Source organism: Shewanella sp. BJSY2023SW005, assembly GCF_047314585.1.
Classification (GTDB): domain Bacteria; phylum Pseudomonadota; class Gammaproteobacteria; order Enterobacterales; family Shewanellaceae; genus Shewanella; species Shewanella algae.
In genome coordinates this window covers 18,011-35,939 of sequence record NZ_JBKORJ010000068.1, presented here as the reverse complement: position 1 = coordinate 35,939, position 17,929 = coordinate 18,011, and the positions used below count along the sequence as shown (strand labels likewise).

20 protein-coding genes are annotated in these 17,929 nt (G+C 54.7%); 13 read left to right on the top strand and 7 right to left on the bottom strand.

The features are described from left to right. The first annotated feature begins 2 nt into the window (after positions 1-2). From ACMHXI_RS21840 to ACMHXI_RS21815, 6 genes are all read left to right on the top strand, one after another. Complete coding sequence (locus ACMHXI_RS21840; RefSeq protein ID WP_101059414.1) at positions 3-1,226, top strand: pepsin-like aspartic protease; 1,224 nt, start codon at positions 3-5, stop codon at positions 1,224-1,226. An 88-nt stretch (positions 1,227-1,314) separates the two neighbouring features. Continuing rightward, positions 1,315-1,746, top strand: coding sequence for a GNAT family N-acetyltransferase (locus tag ACMHXI_RS21835; protein WP_101059413.1), 432 nt, complete (start codon positions 1,315-1,317; stop codon positions 1,744-1,746). Between the two features lie 122 nt (positions 1,747-1,868). After that, positions 1,869-2,681 (top strand): SAM-dependent methyltransferase, encoded by an 813-nt coding sequence (locus tag ACMHXI_RS21830; protein WP_044735032.1) that lies wholly within the window; start codon positions 1,869-1,871, stop codon positions 2,679-2,681. Continuing rightward, positions 2,678-2,950 carry a hypothetical protein gene (locus ACMHXI_RS21825; protein WP_028781613.1) on the top strand — a complete coding sequence of 91 codons (273 nt, stop codon included), beginning with the start codon at positions 2,678-2,680 and terminating at the stop codon, positions 2,948-2,950. Before ACMHXI_RS21830 ends, ACMHXI_RS21825 begins: the two co-directional genes overlap by 4 nt. Beyond that, a complete protein-coding gene (locus ACMHXI_RS21820) occupies positions 2,904-4,697 on the top strand; it encodes a GGDEF domain-containing protein (protein WP_101059412.1) in 1,794 nt (597 codons plus the stop codon). The genes ACMHXI_RS21825 and ACMHXI_RS21820 overlap by 47 nt, the downstream gene beginning before the upstream one ends. A gap of 98 nt (positions 4,698-4,795) precedes the next feature. After that, the gene (locus ACMHXI_RS21815; RefSeq protein ID WP_101059411.1) at positions 4,796-5,890 is read left to right on the top strand and encodes a calcium:proton antiporter; all 1,095 of its coding nucleotides are present in this window, start codon (positions 4,796-4,798) and stop codon (positions 5,888-5,890) included. Here the strand turns inward: ACMHXI_RS21815 and ACMHXI_RS21810 are convergent, their stop codons facing one another. Both ACMHXI_RS21810 and ACMHXI_RS21805 read right to left on the bottom strand, forming a co-directional pair. After that, a complete protein-coding gene (locus tag ACMHXI_RS21810; protein WP_224867864.1) occupies positions 5,891-6,424 on the bottom strand; it encodes a GNAT family N-acetyltransferase in 534 nt (177 codons plus the stop codon). 13 nt (positions 6,425-6,437) lie between these two features. Then, positions 6,438-7,613: an acyl-CoA dehydrogenase gene (locus ACMHXI_RS21805; protein WP_101059410.1), complete on the bottom strand. Its 1,176-nt coding sequence runs from the start codon at positions 7,611-7,613 to the stop codon at positions 6,438-6,440. Between the two features lie 201 nt (positions 7,614-7,814). Between ACMHXI_RS21805 and ACMHXI_RS21800 the strand changes: the two genes are divergently transcribed. Genes ACMHXI_RS21800 through ACMHXI_RS21785 form a run of 4 tightly spaced genes read left to right on the top strand, consistent with a single transcriptional unit; the run spans position 7,815 to position 11,123 of the window. Further along, a complete protein-coding gene (locus tag ACMHXI_RS21800) occupies positions 7,815-8,687 on the top strand; it encodes a MipA/OmpV family protein (RefSeq protein WP_025011383.1) in 873 nt (290 codons plus the stop codon). 6 nt (positions 8,688-8,693) lie between these two features. Next, positions 8,694-9,113, top strand: a complete 420-nt coding sequence (locus ACMHXI_RS21795) for a DUF3019 domain-containing protein (RefSeq protein ID WP_025011382.1) — start codon at positions 8,694-8,696, stop codon at positions 9,111-9,113. Continuing rightward, a complete protein-coding gene (locus ACMHXI_RS21790; RefSeq protein WP_025889263.1) occupies positions 9,113-9,826 on the top strand; it encodes a response regulator in 714 nt (237 codons plus the stop codon). The genes ACMHXI_RS21795 and ACMHXI_RS21790 overlap by 1 nt, the downstream gene beginning before the upstream one ends. A 19-nt stretch (positions 9,827-9,845) precedes the next feature. After that, positions 9,846-11,123, top strand: coding sequence for an ATP-binding protein (locus ACMHXI_RS21785; RefSeq protein WP_025889262.1), 1,278 nt, complete (start codon positions 9,846-9,848; stop codon positions 11,121-11,123). Here the strand turns inward: ACMHXI_RS21785 and ACMHXI_RS21780 are convergent. Then, positions 11,110-11,421, bottom strand: a complete 312-nt coding sequence (locus ACMHXI_RS21780) for a DUF1289 domain-containing protein (protein WP_025011380.1) — start codon at positions 11,419-11,421, stop codon at positions 11,110-11,112. The two genes, ACMHXI_RS21785 and ACMHXI_RS21780, sit on opposite strands and share 14 nt — an antisense overlap. A gap of 148 nt (positions 11,422-11,569) precedes the next feature. On the opposite strand from ACMHXI_RS21780, the gene ACMHXI_RS21775 reads away from it, so the two are divergent. Beyond that, positions 11,570-12,097, top strand: coding sequence for a DUF4136 domain-containing protein (locus tag ACMHXI_RS21775; RefSeq protein ID WP_096140899.1), 528 nt, complete (start codon positions 11,570-11,572; stop codon positions 12,095-12,097). On the opposite strand, the gene ACMHXI_RS21770 is transcribed toward ACMHXI_RS21775, so the two are convergent. Beyond that, positions 12,088-13,554 carry an AAA family ATPase gene (locus tag ACMHXI_RS21770; RefSeq protein WP_062793815.1) on the bottom strand — a complete coding sequence of 489 codons (1,467 nt, stop codon included), beginning with the start codon at positions 13,552-13,554 and terminating at the stop codon, positions 12,088-12,090. The genes ACMHXI_RS21775 and ACMHXI_RS21770 overlap by 10 nt on opposite strands. Positions 13,555-13,738: 184 nt before the next feature. Between ACMHXI_RS21770 and purT the strand changes: the two genes are divergently transcribed. After that, positions 13,739-14,914 carry a formate-dependent phosphoribosylglycinamide formyltransferase gene (purT, locus tag ACMHXI_RS21765; protein ID WP_101059409.1) on the top strand — a complete coding sequence of 392 codons (1,176 nt, stop codon included), beginning with the start codon at positions 13,739-13,741 and terminating at the stop codon, positions 14,912-14,914. 11 nt (positions 14,915-14,925) lie between these two features. Continuing rightward, positions 14,926-15,483 carry a class IV adenylate cyclase gene (gene cyaB, locus ACMHXI_RS21760; RefSeq protein ID WP_093982199.1) on the top strand — a complete coding sequence of 186 codons (558 nt, stop codon included), beginning with the start codon at positions 14,926-14,928 and terminating at the stop codon, positions 15,481-15,483. 1 nt (position 15,484) lies between these two features. Here the strand turns inward: cyaB and ACMHXI_RS21755 are convergent, their stop codons facing one another. From ACMHXI_RS21755 to djlA, 3 genes are read right to left on the bottom strand one after another with little or no spacing between them, the layout of a single operon-like run. Beyond that, the gene (locus ACMHXI_RS21755) at positions 15,485-16,438 is read right to left on the bottom strand and encodes a D-2-hydroxyacid dehydrogenase (RefSeq protein WP_101059408.1); all 954 of its coding nucleotides are present in this window, start codon (positions 16,436-16,438) and stop codon (positions 15,485-15,487) included. Positions 16,439-16,460: 22 nt separating this feature from the next. Further along, positions 16,461-17,075 (bottom strand): outer membrane protein, encoded by a 615-nt coding sequence (locus ACMHXI_RS21750; RefSeq protein ID WP_101059407.1) that lies wholly within the window; start codon positions 17,073-17,075, stop codon positions 16,461-16,463. A gap of 58 nt (positions 17,076-17,133) precedes the next feature. After that, positions 17,134-17,907, bottom strand: coding sequence for a co-chaperone DjlA (gene djlA, locus ACMHXI_RS21745; protein WP_101059406.1), 774 nt, complete (start codon positions 17,905-17,907; stop codon positions 17,134-17,136). Between the last annotated feature and the right edge of the window lie 22 nt (positions 17,908-17,929).

The window sequence follows — 17,929 nt, the reverse complement described above, 5'->3', positions numbered from 1 at the left end:
TTATGACCCAGAGAGCGACCTTGGTCAACGGCACTTTGCTGCCACTCAACAACCTGTTGGCAGACGGCGTTTATACCGCTCCTTTCAAACTCGGCAGTGAAGAGTGTGAGGTTAACCTCATCATAGATAGCGGCAGCTCCACCATGGCTGTGCTGCACAGGCGCTATCAGCCTGAACAGGATATGTCACTCAAGCCAACGGCCTTGGCACAGGAGATTTGCTATGGCCAGGGAGGCTGGCTGGGCTCTGTCATTCACACTCAGGTTCAGGCGGCGCAGCTGAAGTTAACAGATACGCCACTGGCCTTGGTACACAAGGAAACCCGGCACACATTCCTGGAGGCTGACGGTATCTGGGGACTGGCCTATCACCCCCTCAATCGCAGCTATGATCTGAGCCATTATCTCGCTCTGCAACATCAGCGGCAGAAATACACCTTTCCCTGGCCCTTTGGTGATCAAGCACAAGTGCTTGATCAAAGGCAGCTGCAGCACTTTAAGGCCTTAATCTCGCAGGCACCAGAGCAGGATATTCCCAGTTGCTTTACCCTGATGGAACAACATGGTCTGTGCGCCAACAGGTTTGCCCTACTCTGTCATAGATCCAGTATTCACCATGCCTGTGCCGAAACAAGGCAGGCAAGCTTAAAAGACGACAGTCTCAATCAAGGAATACTGATACTCGGCGGCGGCGAAGAGCAGACCCATCTCTACGATGGCCAATTTATCGATATCAAGGTCGTCCATGACCGCTACTATAACCTCAACCTCAAAGCCGTCGGCTGGCACGGTGAGGATGCCATTCCTCGTCCTCCCACCGACAGCAAGCTGGAGCAGAGAGGGTCGAGTAACGCCATTCTGGACTCGGGCGCTTCCCTCATCTGCCTGCCAGAGAGTCTGTTCAAGCGCTTGCTGCAGAGTCTTTACCGTCTTCACCCTGACGCGCCTCTGTGCTGGAGCCCTTTATCCATGAGCTTTCCAAGGTGCAGCAAATGCTGGCAGAAGGTATCCCCTGCAACCAACTCAAGCTTGAGCAATGGCCGGAGCTGTTGTTTTACCTCGAGGGAGAAAAAGGGGAGACCTGCATACTCACCTGCCCAGCTGACTGTTATTGGCAAACAAATGCCCCCAAGCATGGTCATGCCGTATTCAAACTCATGGGACAACTGCCCCATTGGCCGGCCCAGAGCATTCTGGGGCTTCCGCTGTTCAATCCCTACTATGTAGTGTTCCGTCGCGATCTGGGAGCGAGCGGCACGGTTCGCTTTGCCCGTAAGAAAAATGTTTCCAAGCCGGCAGTCCCCTAAGGAGAGTCATGAACAGATTGACCAGTCCAAGACTGCTTTTAACGCCTCTGAAAGCAGAGGATAAAGACTTGTTCACCGGCCTTTATCGCGATCCTCAAGTCATGTCTTTTATCGCAACTGAGCTCAGTGAAACAGAGGCCGAAAGGCGATTTACCCATACCCTGACAGCCAACAACAAATTGCTGCCCCGAACATATTGTTGGTGTATCAAAACCCGCAGGCAGCTCCCGATAGGCATACTGGGCCTCAGCCGCTACGGACGAGTGGGCGAAATAGGCATTTTGTTGCGCCCACAGGCTCAGGGACAAGGTTATGCCAAGGAGCTACTGCACCTGATGCAGCAGCGACTCTCAAGCGAAGCGACCCTCAATGAGCTGCTGCTTCGTACTCATAAAAAGAACGAACCGATGAAAAAAAGTCGCATTGGCTATGGGGTTTAAGCCAGTCATGGCCGAGCCTGAGCACTCCCGCTTGATGTCATTTCTGTGGCAGACCAGCAATAGCGCTTTAAAAAATAACAAACATTGATAACATTAGCAAAACAATTAAAGAGACCAAATCAATGCAAGGCTCTATCACCTGTGTCGGCGTCGGTATGATGCTGGGGGCTCACCTGAGTCCAGTCAGCCTTAGTCATATCGAGCAGGCCGATATAGTGTTCTGTGGAGTATCCGACCCTCTGGTCGAACTCTGGCTTAAGGAACTCAATGCCAATGTCCGCTCGCTGCAGCCTTGCTATGCTCACGGAAAATCCCGCCATCTCAGCTATCGGGAGATGGTCGATACCATGCTAAGTGAAGTTCGTTTGGGTAAAAAAGTGGTCGGTGCCTTCTATGGACATCCCGGCGTGTTTGCCAAAGCGCCTCACCAGGCAGTGACCATTGCCAGGAATGAAGGCTTTGAGGCGCAGATGCTGCCAGGCATATCCGCTGCCGATTGCCTCTATGCCGACCTTGGCATAGATCCCGGTCAAAATGGTTGCCAGCACTTTGAAGCAACCCAATTCATGCTATACCACAGGCGAGTCGATCCGACTGCCACTCTGATCCTGTGGCAGATAGGCCTGGCAGGCGATCTCGACATGGGGCTGACAATCACAGACGCCAAGAATCGGCAACTCTTGTTGGAAGAACTCTATCGGCTCTACAGTCCAGAGCACTCCTGCTGGCTTTATGAAGCCGCCACCACGGCGCTGGCCTCTCCCAGAAGAGAAGCCATAAAACTGCGCGAGCTTGTAGAGGCCACTTTGGCGCTCCATACCACTTTGGTGATCCCTCCGGCTGCAAAACCCGAACCTAACTTAGAAATGCGAGCACGCCTTGCGGCATTGGGTAGCAAGGCGCCCTTGTATCATCAACCCGAGGAGAGTGTATGAGTAAAGTGATTAACCTGCTGGCCCGACTGGGCGCCGACCCGAGCCTGCAAGCCCCGGAGGCGCTGGATAAAGCCCTGACTGAAGCCGGGGTATCCGCCGAAATAGCCACGGCCATCAAAGATAAAGATCTGCTGCAGTTGAAGGCCGAGCTGGATCTTTGCCCGGACGTATTCTGTATATTTTTCCCGGCCGAAGATGAACCGGAAAAAGACGAGCAGGAAGATGACGAAGAGAATCAAGCTTCACAGCTACAAGCTGTGGCCAGCTAGACGGCACCTGAGGCTCAGCAGTAGGCGGCTCATTTGCGCCCTGCTGTGCCTGATAGCAAGCACTGCGGCCCAAGGCTCGGACGAACTCGGAGAAGCGCTGCAACGCAGCGACGAAATCCGCTCGAGTTCGCCCGGGCAGTTCAGCGCCATGCTCAGAAAGCTGGAGCTGCGCCGTACCGATATGTCTGCTGCCGAGCAGGACTACCTGTCTTACCTGCTCGCCTACGAGCACTCCTTCAACGGCCGCTTGGAAAAAGCCCGCAGTATCTATCAGGAGCTGGTGCAGTCTAGCGCTGTGCTCGAAATCCGCTTTCGGGCGCTGACCTCTTTGGTCAATACCAATGCCATCAAGCGCGAGTGGAGCCAGGGCGCCGAAAACCTGCGACAAACCCTGCAACTCTTGCCACAAATCAAGGACGACGGCTTCTATGTTCATGGTCTGGCGGTAGCTGCGGTTTTCTACAACCTTCTGGGGCAGTATCAACAAGGGCTGCACTTTGCCACCAGACTCAGGGAAAAGGGCCACAATGATGGTCGCAGCCTCTGTTTTGCCGACCAACTCAGCCTGCAGGCACTGTTTGGCTTGAAGCGTATTGAAGCCACTGACAGAGCTTTTGCCCAAGCCTTGAATATCTGCCGGGAAGCCAATGAACCCGTGGGCGCCAGCGCTATACTCAGTTACCAGGCAGAGCTCTATATCAATGAGGGCAAACCACAGCAGGCGCTGGAGCTTTTGTTACATCAGCTTCCCCAAATGGAGTCGACCCGCTATGCCCCTATGATTGCCAGCTATTATTCGCTGCTTGCCGAAGCTTATTGGCGCACAGATGAACCAGAACTCGCCAAAGAGTTTGCCATCCAAGCCGTGGCAGGCGGTGCCGAAGCCGGCAAGGGCGACCCCAGTATCCGAGCCTTTCGGGTGCTGTATCAGTATTACCGACAAAGCGGCGACCTTGATGCGGCATTGGATGCCTATATACAGTATTCCGAAGCCGATAAAGCCTTTCTCGACGAGATCAGAGCCAAGACCCTGGCATTCCAGTTGGCGGAACACCAAAGCGTGGAGCAAAAAAACCGTATCGCACTGCTGGATGAACAGAACAAGCTGCTCAAGGTCAAACAACAGTTGGCCGAGACAGAGTCCCATAACCACAAGCTGCTGATAGCGGCACTTTTCTGTGTCATCACTTTGCTGCTTACATGGGGATACCAATCCTGGAAAACCCAGAAACGGTTACGGGAGCTGGCCGAGTTTGATTGCCTGACCGGGATTTTCAGCCGCGGGCATTTCACTCAGGTCGGGCTCAGCGCGCTGGAATACTGCAAGCTGCAGCAACTGCCGGTGAGTTGCATCATGCTGGATTTGGATAATTTCAAACGTATCAACGACACCAAAGGTCACAAGACCGGAGACTGGGCGCTGAGGGAGGTGGCCCGTATCGCCCGAAACCTATGTAACGGCAAGGAAATACTGGGGCGTATTGGTGGCGAGGAGTTTTGCTTGTTGATGCCTGAAACCCGTATCGACAAGGCGATAGCCTTTGCCGAAATTCTGCGGGAATTATTGGAGCAGGCCGATACCTCGGATTCGGGCCACAGCTTTACCTTGACCGCCAGCTTTGGGGTCTCTGAAGCTGCAATTTCCGGCTATCAGCTGGAGACGCTCTTGGCAGATACCGACAAGGCCATGTACCAGGCCAAGAAAAATGGTCGCAACCAGGTGTGCAGTGCTGCAGATATCCCCTGAATTCGGGTAGAAAAAACAGGGCAAAACAGCATATTGGTGTTTTTTTGACACCAATGCCAAAGTATAATGCGGCTTTATAGCGACGATGGAAACCTGCCATGCTGGCTTTTATCAAAGAAGAAATATCACTGCTTATCGCCTTGATTACCTTGTTATTCTTTAAGACAGGTGGCGCTGAGTATCTGGCGGACGGAACTCCGCTCGCCGTTTATATCCCGCTGTCGATATTGCTGCTTGTGGTAGTGATCTGGACCATTTTCGGAGTCGTGCGCCATTCAGATATTCTGGCGATTCGACTGGGCGATCCCTATGGCACCCTGATCCTCACCCTGTCGGTGATCTCATTGGAAGTGGTGATGATCTCCTCAGTGATGCTGACAGGTGACTCCAACCCAACCCTGGCCCGAGACACCATGTTTGCCGTGGTGATGATCATCTCTACCGGCCTTGTGGGGCTGACGCTGCTGCTGGGCGGTTGGCGTTATCATACCCAGCAATTCAATCTCGATGGGGTAAAATCCTACCTGGTCGCCATTATCCCGCTGGCCCTGGTGTGTCTGGTGCTGCCCAATTTTACCGAAGGCGGCAGCATAGGCGGCCTATCGGTTTCCATGTCCTGGATGCTTGGCTTGGTGTCGATAATGCTCTACGGCATCTTCCTGGTGATCCAAACCAAGAGCCATAGCCACTTTTTTGTTGATGCCGACCACCTGGATGATGAGCACCATCATCATGCCTCCAGCCACTCCAACCTCTACCACGGAGTGCTGTTGCTCATCTGCCTGGTAACCGTAATGCTGCTGGCCAAGACCCTGGCCATGCCCATCAACTACAGCATTACCACTCTGGGCGCGCCGGCGAGCCTGGGTGGCTTCCTGGTAGCCTGTATTATTCTCGCGCCGGAAGCCGTAGGTGCCATAAAAGCGGCGCTCAATAATCAGTTGCAAAGAGCGATGAATCTCTATTTTGGTTCTGTGTTGGCCACCATAGCCCTGACCGTACCTGCGGTACTTCTGGTGGGCAGTATTGCCGGTGAAGAGGTCAGGCTGGGGCTCAGTCCCGCAGATATGGTATTGCTGGTGACCACGCTGATGGTTTGTAAGGTGAGTTTCAGCAGTGGCCGCACCCATGCGCTGCACGGGGCGACTCACTTGGTGTTGTTTGTGGTCTATCTGTTCTTGATGTTTGAATAATCATTCGCGGATGTTGGCCATGAAAAATACATCCACATATTCGCCATCACGGAAGGCATAGTCCCTCGCCTCGCCCTCAATCACAAAGCCATGGCGTTTGTAGAGCGCTATGGCGGCGTGATTGTCGGTATAAACCGTCAGCTCAAGGCGTCTCACCGCCAACCAGTTATGGGCCAAATCCACAGCGGCTGCCAGCAGCGTAGAACCCACGCCGATACCGCGGCACTCTTCACTCACCGCCATCCCCAGATCGGCCACATGCTTACGTCTGGGGTTGGTTTGTACCTGTAAGGAGAGCTGACCGGCCACTTCCCCTTGCCACTCTGCGACCAGTGAATAGTAACCATCCGGCAGTTCGCCCAGGCGCTTATACCACTTCTCGAGTGACGGAAAGGGCTGCTGCAAGGTGCCGGCATAACAGCTGGGCTGAGTAAATAGCGCCCGTATTGCCGGAATATCCGTGTGCTCGCTGTGGCGCACCACTACCTCTTGTTGTGACTGACTCACCTTGGGTTCAAACTCTGTTACCTGCACTCTGTTGTTCTCCTTAACTAAAAGCCGCCAAGCCTGTCTGGGCCCGTCCCAGGATCAAGGCATGAATATCATGGGTCCCCTCATAGGTATTGACCGCTTCCAGGTTCATCAGATGCCGGATGACATGAAACTCGTCACTGATACCATTACCCCCGTGAATGTCCCTGGCCTGGCGAGCGACTTCGAGCGCCTTGCCGCAGGAGTTACGCTTGATTAGCGAGATGGCCTCGATAGCCAAACTGTCCTGATCCAGCAAGCGACCGGCCTGCAAGCAGGCAAACAGCGCCGTGGTGATCTCTGTCTGCATGTCCACCAGCTTTTTCTGGATCAGTTGATTGGCCGCCAGCGGCCTGCCAAACTGGACTCGGTCCAGACTGTATTGCCGCGCGGCATGCCAGCAAAACTCAGCCGCGCCCAAGGCGCCCCAGGCGATGCCGTATCTGGCCTTGTTGAGACAGCCAAAGGGCCCCTTGAGCCCCTCGACGTTGGGCAGCAGAGCATCGACACCCACTTCAACCCCGTCCAGCACAATTTCGCCGGTTATCGAGGCCCTGAGAGAGAACTTGCCCTCTATCTTGGGCGCCGACAGCCCAGGGGTGCCCTTTTCCACTAAAAAGCCACGAATGACCCCATCCAGCTTGGCCCAAACCAGGAAGAGATCGGCAATCGGTGAATTGGTGATCCACATCTTGTTGCCATGGAGCCGATACCCTCCCGGGATGGCTTCGGCGCGAGTCTTCATGCCGCCGGGATCTGACCCCACATCCGGCTCGGTCAGGCCGAAACAGCCTATCAGCTCCCCCCGTGCCAACTTTGGCAGGTATTTCTGTTTCTGCTCTTCACTGCCGTAGGCAAAAATCGGATACATCACCAAAGAGGACTGCACACTCATGGCCGAGCGATAACCACTGTCGACCCGCTCTATCTCCCGGGCAATCAGGCCATAGCTGACATAGTTGACCCCGGCGCCGCCATATTCGGTAGGCAGAGTCGCCCCGAGTAACCCCAGAGCACCGAGCTCTGTCATGATCTCGGGATCAAAGTATTGCTGGCGATTTGCCTGCAGGATCCTGGGTTGCAACTTGCTTTGGGCATATTCATGCACAGTGTCACGGATCATCCTTTCTTCCGGCTGCAACAGACTGTCAAACTGCAAGGGGTCTTGCCAATCGAAGGGATTACGGGCCATAGCTTTGTCCTTTTTTTCAGCTGATTTTCATCATGCTACCTCAGTCCCGGATGTCTGCCCAGAGCTGAAACCTCTGCCAAACAAAGATTACGTCTGTATCAAATTGCAACCTTTATGAAAGAAATCTCTGAATTTGCGCCGGACAAATGCTAATCTTCTGCACAATCTTGGTCATAGTTATTACTGATATTTCCGGTATTCATGTCTGTACGGCTCTGTTTATTCATTATCAGCCTCTTTTCTCTCAGCGCCTGGGCCCATCCCTATTGCGAGGAGAGAGAGTGCATACCTGTTGGTGAATGGGATCTTGGACTGGCTTTGGGTTACGGCCAAAAGAGCAACCCCTTGCGCCATCAGGACGATATTCCCCTCTATGTGATCCCCAGTATTGCCTACTATGGTGAGAACTGGTTTTTTGACAACGGTAATCTGGGGCTGACCCTGGCGGAGTCGGAAAACTACACCATCAACCTGGTGACGGCTTACAGCAGAGAGCGGGCTTTTTTCTACCGCTGGGATCCCAGCAATGTGTTTACCTTCAGTGGCGGATCTCAAGTCTCCATTACCCCAGAGAGCCGCGCCGCGCCGGTAATGTTAATGCAAAGCAGTGAACCACCAAAAGTTTTTAACGAATTGGAGGACAGGCACTTTACATTTCTTGGCGGAGCCGAGGCTTTTATTTACACTCGATACGGTATACTGAATCTTTCGCTTACACATGATATGTTCAATGTTCACCGGGGCACTGAAGCCAAAGCCAGATGGTTATATCATCTGACATTGGAACGCTGGAAACTGGAGTTTGCCCTGAACATAGAATGGAAGAGTAAAGAAATAGTCGACTATTACTTTGGCGTAAGACCAAGCGAGAATGCCTATTGGAGTCAGGCGTACCAGGGGAGTTCAGGCTTTAACCGTGGACTGGAGTTTACCGGTCGCTATAGCCTCAACGAGGACTGGGATCTTGTATTAGGACTGCGTTATACCCAACTTGCCGATGAAATAGCCAAGAGCCCTCTGCTGGATGAAGATGATGTCAGAGCTTTTTTCATTGGTGCTGCCTATAGGTTTTAAAACAAGGTGCGCTTAGCAAAAGGCTGGTGTTGGCTGTTCCCGCTGCTGATGTTGTCAATGATATTTGCAGCCAAGGTACAGGCCGAACCAGATAATAATAATCAAGAAGCCAAGCTGGCTATCACACCACAGCTCTGTATTCTCAAGAGTGAAGAGGACACCTGTTCGCTTGACGTCAGTTTAAGCTGGAGTAATACAAACGGTGCGGTTTGTATCCTTTCTGATTACGAAGGGTTACAACGTTGGTGCAGTGAAACTGAAGATGTGCACAGCCTCACATTCCGACTCACAACCAGTGAGGACATTCACTTTGTCATGGTAGATAAAGACACATGGCAAACCTTAGCCGGCGTTTACTTTAGAACTACGCCCGTGTCTGACACCAGCGTCAGGCGAAGATATCGCAACCCTTGGAGTTTATTCTGATGACCTCAGCGCAATCGACTCACCGAGTTTTATTGGTGGAAGACGACATTCGTCTTGCCAACCTTATTGTGGATTATCTCAAGTCCCATGGCATGCATGTAGAAGTTGAGCGCCGCGGTGACACAGTACTGACCAGACTGCTTAACTACAAGCCAGACATTATCCTGTTGGACATCATGCTGCCGGGGATGGATGGACTGACATTATGTGAAAAGCTGCCGGATTACTTTGCCGGCCCTATCCTGCTGATGAGCGCACTTGGCTCCAACGAAGATCAAATCAAAGGCCTGGAACTGGGCGCCGATGACTATGTGGTTAAACCGGTTGACCCGGCACTCTTGGTCGCGCGGATCAACAATCTGCTGAGACGTCATACCAAGCCACCTATGGCAGAATCCCACTGCCTGAGCTTTGGCAAGCTGAGCATAGATCCTCACACCCAGGCGATTCGTTTGGGCGAGAAAGAGGTGGATCTCACCAGTCACGAATTTGAACTCCTGTGGCTGCTGGCATCCCAGGCTGGCCAGGTGCTGAGCCGCCAGTATATCTACCAATGCCTGCTGAATATCGATTTCGACGGCAAGGATCGCAAGATAGACGTGCGCATTTCCCGCCTGCGCAAGAAGCTGGGCGATAACATAGAAACACCGTTCAGGATCAAGACGGTCTGGGGCCAGGGATATCTATTTGCTCCCGAGGCCTGGAACAGCTGATCCTCTTGTAGGTTACCGAGTGAAACGCCTCTTCATCAGTTTGTACCTGCTGATCAGCCTGAGTTTTCTCGGGCTGGGATGGACCCTCGACGCCCTCTGGCAGCAACACGATGACGAGGCGGAACTGTTGGCCGATGCGCCTTTGATGGCAATGGCGGCCATGCTGAAACCCATGCCCCCAGAGCAGCGGCAACAGGCGATTGCCGCCGCCAATGTCAATGCCACTTACCCGCTGCGTCTGTTCAGTGCCGACAAGATCACCCTGGCAGACGATGGCGAGTTGGCTCCCGGTGAAGTCTTCACCACCCTGACCAACTCTGGCAAGCAGATGCAGTTTATCCGTCTGGATCAACAGGTGCTGATGACTGGCCCAATAGATACAGACCCCAGAGCCAGTCTGCGCGGCCTGTTCACTTTGTTCTTCTATCTATCTCTGGCCGGGGTTGCCCTGGTTTGGGTCTGGCCGCTGTCACGGGATCTCAAGGTGCTGAAACAAGCCACCCAGGCACTTGGTCAGGCCAAATGGGATACCCGTATCAAGCTGTCACCCCGCTCTCAGGTAAAACCCCTGGCGCACACCTTTAACGAGATGGCGAGGCATATCGGTGCTCTTATCGACAACCAGCGCCACCTGGCCAATGCTGTCTCCCACGAGATCCGCACGCCGCTGGCCAGGCTCAAGTTTGCCCTGGCGCTGATCCCCAACTATTGCCGTGAAGGCGCCGATGAAGCGGCCAGAGCCGACTTTATTGCCGGCATGACAGAAGATGTCAAAGAGATGGAATCCTTGCTGCAGGAGATGCTCACCTACGCCAGCCTGGAGTCGGCCCAAACAGGGCTGAGACAGGAGAGCTGCGATCTCACCGCCCTCTGCCGCCAAGTGATAGACAGACTGCAGAGCCTGAGCCCGATTCCGATAACCCTGGATAGCTCAGTCGCCAAACTGCCCTTCACCTGTGAACCGGCCTTGATTGAAAGAGCGCTGCAAAACCTGCTCACCAATGCCCAGCGCTTTGCCGAAAGTCAAATTCTGGTGACACTGAATGAAGAAAAAGACAGGGTAACTATCGAGGTTAAAGACGATGGTGAAGGGATCCCCGAAGAGGAACAGCACAAGATTTTCGAGCCCTTTGTCCGCAGCGATACCTCACGCAACAGCAATAAAGGCTTTGGGTTGGGGCTGGCGATTATCAAGCGCATAGTCGAACGCCATCACGGCGAAATCCTGCTGTTCAGCCGCCCCGGGGAAACTCGTTTTTGCATCAGCCTGCCCAAGCGGGAATTCAATCGAGACTGAAATCGCTGAAGTCCAGAGGCTCGTCTTCGTCACCTTTGGCATCAAAGTCCAGGCTGTGATTCAACTGCAGCTCTTCCTCCTTGAGCTGTTCCCTGCGCGCCTTTATCTGCGCCAGCTGCCAGCGCCTTTTGCGCGCCTTGCACAGGCGAATAACATCCAACTTACGGGCATCGGAAAAGTTGAGCCAATCGAACCTCTCTTCGCGGTTCCGAAAACAACCTTTGCAATAGCCCTTGGCATCTGTCTGGCAGACACCGATACAGGGGCTGGGGATATCAAAAAAGACCAGTTGTTCCATAGGGGTGTAAATGCAGGCTCTCTGACGGCTGAACCTTAGGTATATCATCTCATTCTTAAAAAGGCGATTTTTTATCCACTTCTTGCAACGACGGCTGCTTTGGCACAAAGTCACAGGGTAAGGTATATCCCTTCACGGAGGACAAGCGATGAAATTCAGGACACTCTTGCTGCTGTTACCCCTGCTGCTGACGGCCTGCGCCCAGCAGCCGAAACAAGACTACGACCCAGGATACAGCTTCGCCAAGCTACAAAAGTTCACCCCCCTGCCGATTTCCAGCAGTGATGACCCCCTGAGCGCCGAGCGGATCAATCAGGCGATTGTCGACACGCTGAAAAGCAAACAATTTATCGAAGTCACAGAGTCAGCGGACTTCAAGGTTTCCTTTGCCTTTCGCACTACAGATAAGCCGAAAGACAAGGGCCTCTCCATCGGCCTTGGCAGCGGCACCTGGGGATCTGGCGGTGGCATAGGCGTGGGCACCAGTGTGGGTGTGCCTCTGGGAGCCGATGCCAAACTCCAGACCATACAAATCGATATCATAGAGGCCTCCAGCAACCGCCTCATCTGGCGCGGCAGCGATCAGTTCAGCTTCAGCGATGGCGGCGAAGGTAAGGCTCAGGCAACCCGGGAAACCGTGATGCGGATCCTGAGCCAGTTTCCGCCTCAACCGTGAGCCATCACAGTGCGACCGTTAGCCCATTGACGCAGGGCGTTGAGCTTTTCGGCCATCACCACAGATAAGGGGCGGGTCCGACTCAGGGCATCGAGCAGCCAGGCCTGATTGGCCTCCTGCCCCGCGGCCCTCGCGGCATAACGGGCAGAAATAACCGCCTGCTCTATCTCGGCGCCGGAGAAACCTTCACTGGCGCTTGCCAGACTCGCCAATTCCAGCGCGGCCGGATCGATATTGCGCTTGCGGCAGTGGATGCGGAAGATCTCCTCCCGGGTGGAGCTGTCCGGCAGGTCGACAAAAAAGATCTCATCCAGGCGTCCCTTACGCAGCAGCTCGGGGGGCAACGCGCTGATATCGTTGGCAGTAGCCACCATAAAGACCTCGGACTTGCGCTCTGCCATCCAGGTCAGCAGGGTGCCGAGGATCCGCTTCGAGGTGCCTTCATCGCTGTTACTGCTGCCCAGCCCCTTTTCAATTTCATCTATCCAGAGTACACAGGGCGCCATCAATTCCGCCATCTCCAGCGCTTTCTTGAGGTTGCGCTCCGTCTCGCCTATGTACTTATTGTAGAGTCCGGCCATATCCAGGCGCAGTAAAGGCCGCTGCCAGATCCCGGCCACCGCCTTGGCCGCCAGGCTCTTGCCGCTACCCTGCACCCCGAGCAGCATCACGCCCTTGGGCGTATCGAACGATTGCGCATCGCTGCCAAGACGCCTGTGGTTCAGCCACTCCTTGAGTCTGGAAAGCCCGGCAACATCGGCAAAGTCACAAGTGTCGTATTCAAATTGCAGCACACCTTCCATATCCAAAAGCTCAAACTTGGCCTTGTTGACCACGGGAATATCCGAGTGACACAAGGCACCATCATCCCAGATGGCCTTACGGGCAAGACGTCGTGCATCGGCATGGCTCAGACCACGAAGATTACCGGCAAGCAGTGGGATCACGGCTTCATCGAGACGATTCAATACCCCTTTGGCTCGGGCCAGGCGCGCTTCCTCTATAATGAGGTTTTCCAACTGGGCCTGCCCTGGCATGGAGAGGGAGAAATGAGCGCAGTATCGGCTCAGTTCAGGGGGCACATCAAAGGCGTGGCTGACCATCACCAGGGTGTGCTGCAAGGTTTCGTGCTCAAGGGCAATCTCCTTGATCATTCTCACGTTACGCGGCGCATCGACCACATAGGGGTGAAAGTCACAGAGCACATAGATCCCCTGTTGCTGGCTGGCCTTGATGTGCGCCAGAATATCGGTCGGTTCGGCATTGAATTTCTGCACCCCGACTTCCCTGTCCAGCCGCTTGAGCCCCTGGGTAACACTCCAGCCATACAGGGGCCGCATCAGCACACCGGCCACTCGTTTGAGCAGCTCCAGTACCCTGGGCTCCTCATACGTTTCAATTATCACCAAGGGCGTACCGCCCCTGAGCACCCCGGTTAAGTCTTTGACATCCTGCATTCTGGCTTCCCGCACGATAATAGCGGACTTAAGAATAACAAAGTTTCAACATCCGCCACAGCAGCGCAAGCAGTGATCCAGCGCACAATTTATCAAGCCTTCCGCCCAAGCCGATTGCCAAAGGGTAAACTGGCAAAAAAATCCGCTGCCACAGGCAGCTACAATAACCAAAGGTACCCACACTATGTTAGGCACTCCCCTTAGCCAAGGCGCCGTGCGCGCCATGCTGCTCGGCTGCGGCGAACTGGGCAAAGAAGTTGCGATTGAACTGCAGCGCCTGGGCGTCGAAGTCATCGGCGTCGACCGCTACCCCAATGCCCCTGCCATGCAGGTCAGCCATCGTTTTCATGTGGTGAACATGCTCGATCCCGAGGCGCTGCGCGCGGTCATCGAGCTGGAAAAACCCCATCTGGTCATTCCGGAAATCGAAGCCATAGCCACAGCAACGCTGGCAAAGATGGAGGCCGAAGGTCTGAAGGTGGTGCCCACCGCCAGAGCCACCCAGTTGACCATGGACAGAGAAGGCATTCGCCGTCTGGCAGCAGAGACGCTGGGGATCCCCACCTCGCCCTACGTCTTTTGTGACACAGAGACAGGATTCAATCAGGCGGTGGCCCAAATAGGTTTGCCCTGTGTGGTCAAGCCTGTGATGAGCTCATCGGGCAAGGGCCAGAGCGTGATCCGCGAGCAAGCCCAGATAGCTGCGGCCTGGGAGTATGCCCAGCAAGGTGGCCGCGCCGGTCAAGGCCGGGTGATTGTCGAAGGCTTTGTGCCTTTCGACTACGAAATCACCCTGCTCACCATAAGTGCAGTCAACGGCATTCATTTCTGTGCGCCTATAGGCCACAGACAGGAAGACGGTGACTACCGCGAATCCTGGCAGCCACAGGCCATGAGCCAAGTGGCCCTGGAAAAGGCACAACAGATAGGCGCCAAAGTGGTTGAGGCGCTCGGCGGCCATGGTTTGTTTGGGGTAGAACTCTTTATCAAGGGCGATGAAGTCTACTTCTCTGAAGTCTCGCCCCGGCCCCACGACACAGGCATGGTAACCCTGATAAGCCAGGATCTGTCCGAGTTTGCCCTGCACGTGCGTGCCATTCTCGGATTGCCGATCGCCAATATCCGCCAACACGGCCCCAGCGCTTCGGCTGTGGTGCTCAAAGAAGGCGACTCAGACAACCTGCGCTACACAGGCCTTGCAGCAGCGCTGAGCGAAGCCGACACCCAGCTGCGACTGTTCGGCAAACCGGAGATCCATGGTCGCCGCCGTCTGGGAGTTGCCCTGGCAAGGGATCTGGATATTCAAAGCGCCATAGACAAGGCGCTGCGCAGCGCCGCCAAAGTAGAAGTGATTTTTTAAAAGAGACCGCCATGAGCCAGCATTTTCAGGGTAAGTATGAAGTGGAACTCAAGTTCCGTCTGAATGAATCTTGCAGCAAACAACAACTGCTTGAGCACCTCAATGCCATGGAGCATGAGTGCATGTTTGCCGATAATCAGGAGGACGACTGCTACTTCGATACCCCGGATGGTCAACTGGCCGCGGCGGACAAGTCACTGTGCATCCGGGAGATGCAGCCATCCAACAATCTGCTGTGGATCCTCAAGGGCCCGGGAGCAGATTGCTGTGAAGCGGTCAATATCTCGGATGCCGCCAGGGCCCGCAGCATGCTCAGCGCTATGGGCTATGTGCCGGTGCAGCGGCTGCAAAAACGCCGCAGCATCTACTTTATCGGCAAGTGGCATATGACGCTGGACAGCCTGGCGGGACTCGGCGATTTTGCCGAGCTGGCAATCATGACCGACGATAGCGATAAGCTGGAGCAGCTTCGCAGCGAGCTTTGGCAACTGGCGGCCCGGTTCGGGCTGACCCAAGCCATGTTGGAGTCCCGCTCCTATCGGCAACTGTGCCGCACTAAACCTTATTGAGTTAAACCTGGTTAACTGAGTCCCCGCCAATAAAGGCGCGCAGATTGTCCACGGCAATATCCAACAGCTTCTGCCTGGCTTCTATTGTCGCCCAAGCATTGTGCGGACTTATGCTGACTCCTTTGGCATTGAGTAAGGGGTTATCCGGCATAGGGGGTTCACTGGAGAGCACGTCCACTCCGGCCCGCAACTTGCCCTGATTGAGTGCTGTGGCAAGCGCAGTTTCATCCACCAGCCCGCCACGGGCGGTATTAATCAAAATCACTCCTGGCTTTAACAGCTGCAGCGAGTCTTGATTGATCATCTTCTCGGTCGCCGCTGTCAGCGGGCAGTGCAGCGAGATCACATCGGCTTCACGATACAGCTGCTCCAGTGGCGCCCAGCTGATGCCTTCGGCCAGGTCATGGCGCTCAGTTCGGGTATGCAGCAGCACCCGCATCCCCAGTGACCTGGCTATATTCGCCACTCGCGAGCCTATATCACCATAACCGACAATTCCCATCACCTTGCCCGAGAGTGACATCAGCGGTGACAGAATAAAACAGAAGTCGGCGCACTGGCTCCAGGCCCCCGCCACCACCGCCTGGTGGTGCTGCGCCACTTGTTGGGTGTGATACAAGAGATGGGCAAAGACCATCTGCGCCACCGCATCCGGACCATAGCCAGGCACATTGGTGACTGTGATGCCAAGGTCGCCGGCGGCCTGTAAGTCAACCACATTGGTGCCCGTGGCAAGAATGCCTACGTACTTGAGCCCAGGCAGCGCCGCCAGTTGCTGCGCCCCGAGCACTGTCTTGTTGGTGAGCAAAACATCGGCGCCTTGGGCGCGCTGCAGCACAAGCTCCGCCGGGGTTCTGTCATAGACGCTAAGCTCCCCAAGTGCCTTGAGTGGCGACCAATCGAGATCACCAGGATTGAGACAAAAGCCATCCAGAACCACTATTTTTAAGCTCATACTCACCTCTTTGTTACCCCACTCAGAAACGGTATCTTAACCCCAGATTGGCCTGCCCCTGCCACAGGGTATCGCCCTTGATATGCCATAAGCACTGATTGGCATCGCAAAACAGGCTGCTGTCGCTGTTTATCAGGGTCGCATAGCCGCGCACATCGGCAAACAGGGATAGCTGCTCCAGCAGTTGATAATCCAACCCCAGCCCTAGCCCCATGGAAAAACGGGTTTCGTTGCTGCCATGCTCGGGACGCAATTGCGTCAAACCGGCACTGGCGGTGACATAGGGCCGCAGCTTGTCTTTGGGGAAATAGAGGGTGCCCCCCAGATGCAGATAATCGACGCTGAGGTCCATCAGCTTGTCAGTGCCCGGGAAACCGCTGCCACTGAGCTCTGTGCCCTGATGGGAGTAAAGCAGATACATGTCACCCGGCTCTGACGTCGTCAGCCCCAACATAAAGCCAAAATGACCGGCCTCGGTAATATCCGCACTACTGTTGTTATTAACCGTGCTTTCGCTGGACCTATAGTCCAGATCATTGCCGCCAAAGCTGTAGCCGCCAAACGGCGCAACAAACACTTCGGCCGTAGCCTGGCCGCTCAGGGCCAAAAGCAAGGGGATTGAATAAGCAAGTTTCATGGCGCTCTCCTTGGGTGAACCCTCTTTAACAGCATGAGCCAACACCCAAGGGCGAGGCTCAGCGCATTCCTCTACTGCTCTTGACCCTGTCGTAAGCCGCCTGAATATCCTGAGCCTTACGCTTGGCCAACTCCATCATCTCTTCCGGTAAGCCCTTGGCTACCAACTTATCCGGATGGTGTTCATTCATCAATTTGCGATAGGCGCGTTTGATGTCCTGATCGCTGGCGGATTCTGACAGCCCCAAGACTTCATAGGCATCGGCAACCGATGGTCTGTGATCGCCGGGAGCTTGTTGAAAACGCAGCTCCGCTTGCCAACGCTTGAGCAGTTCATCGAGCTGAAAACTGCTGAATCCCAGCTCTCTGGCAATCACCTGCAGTATTGCATATTCCTTGTCCTGCAGTTCACCGTCAGACAGGGCAGTCTGGATTTGAATTTCCAGAAACATCTGCTGCACTTCCCGGCGACCAAAGGTGATGCGTCGAAAGCGGCGCAGGCTGGCTTCCAGTTCAAAGTCCGGCTCCTTGCCCTCGCGAAACGCCTGCTGGGCGTCTTTACGTGCCTTGCCGCTGAGGCGCAGCATATCCATCAGACTGGTGGCCATGCGGATATCGTTTTCGGTCACCCGCCCCGAGGCCTTGGCGATATGCCCCATAACGGCAAAAGTGGTGTTGAAAAACTGTGCCTGCCGACTGCCCCCCGGAAGCCCCTGAGAGGCCGCCATCCGCTTGTCATATAGATGCCCAAGCCAGATCCCCAGCAAGGCGCCGAAGAAACGCCCGAACATAAAGCCAATGACACCGCCGAAAAATTTACCCCAAATACGCATCTGTTATCCCATAGTGCGCCCG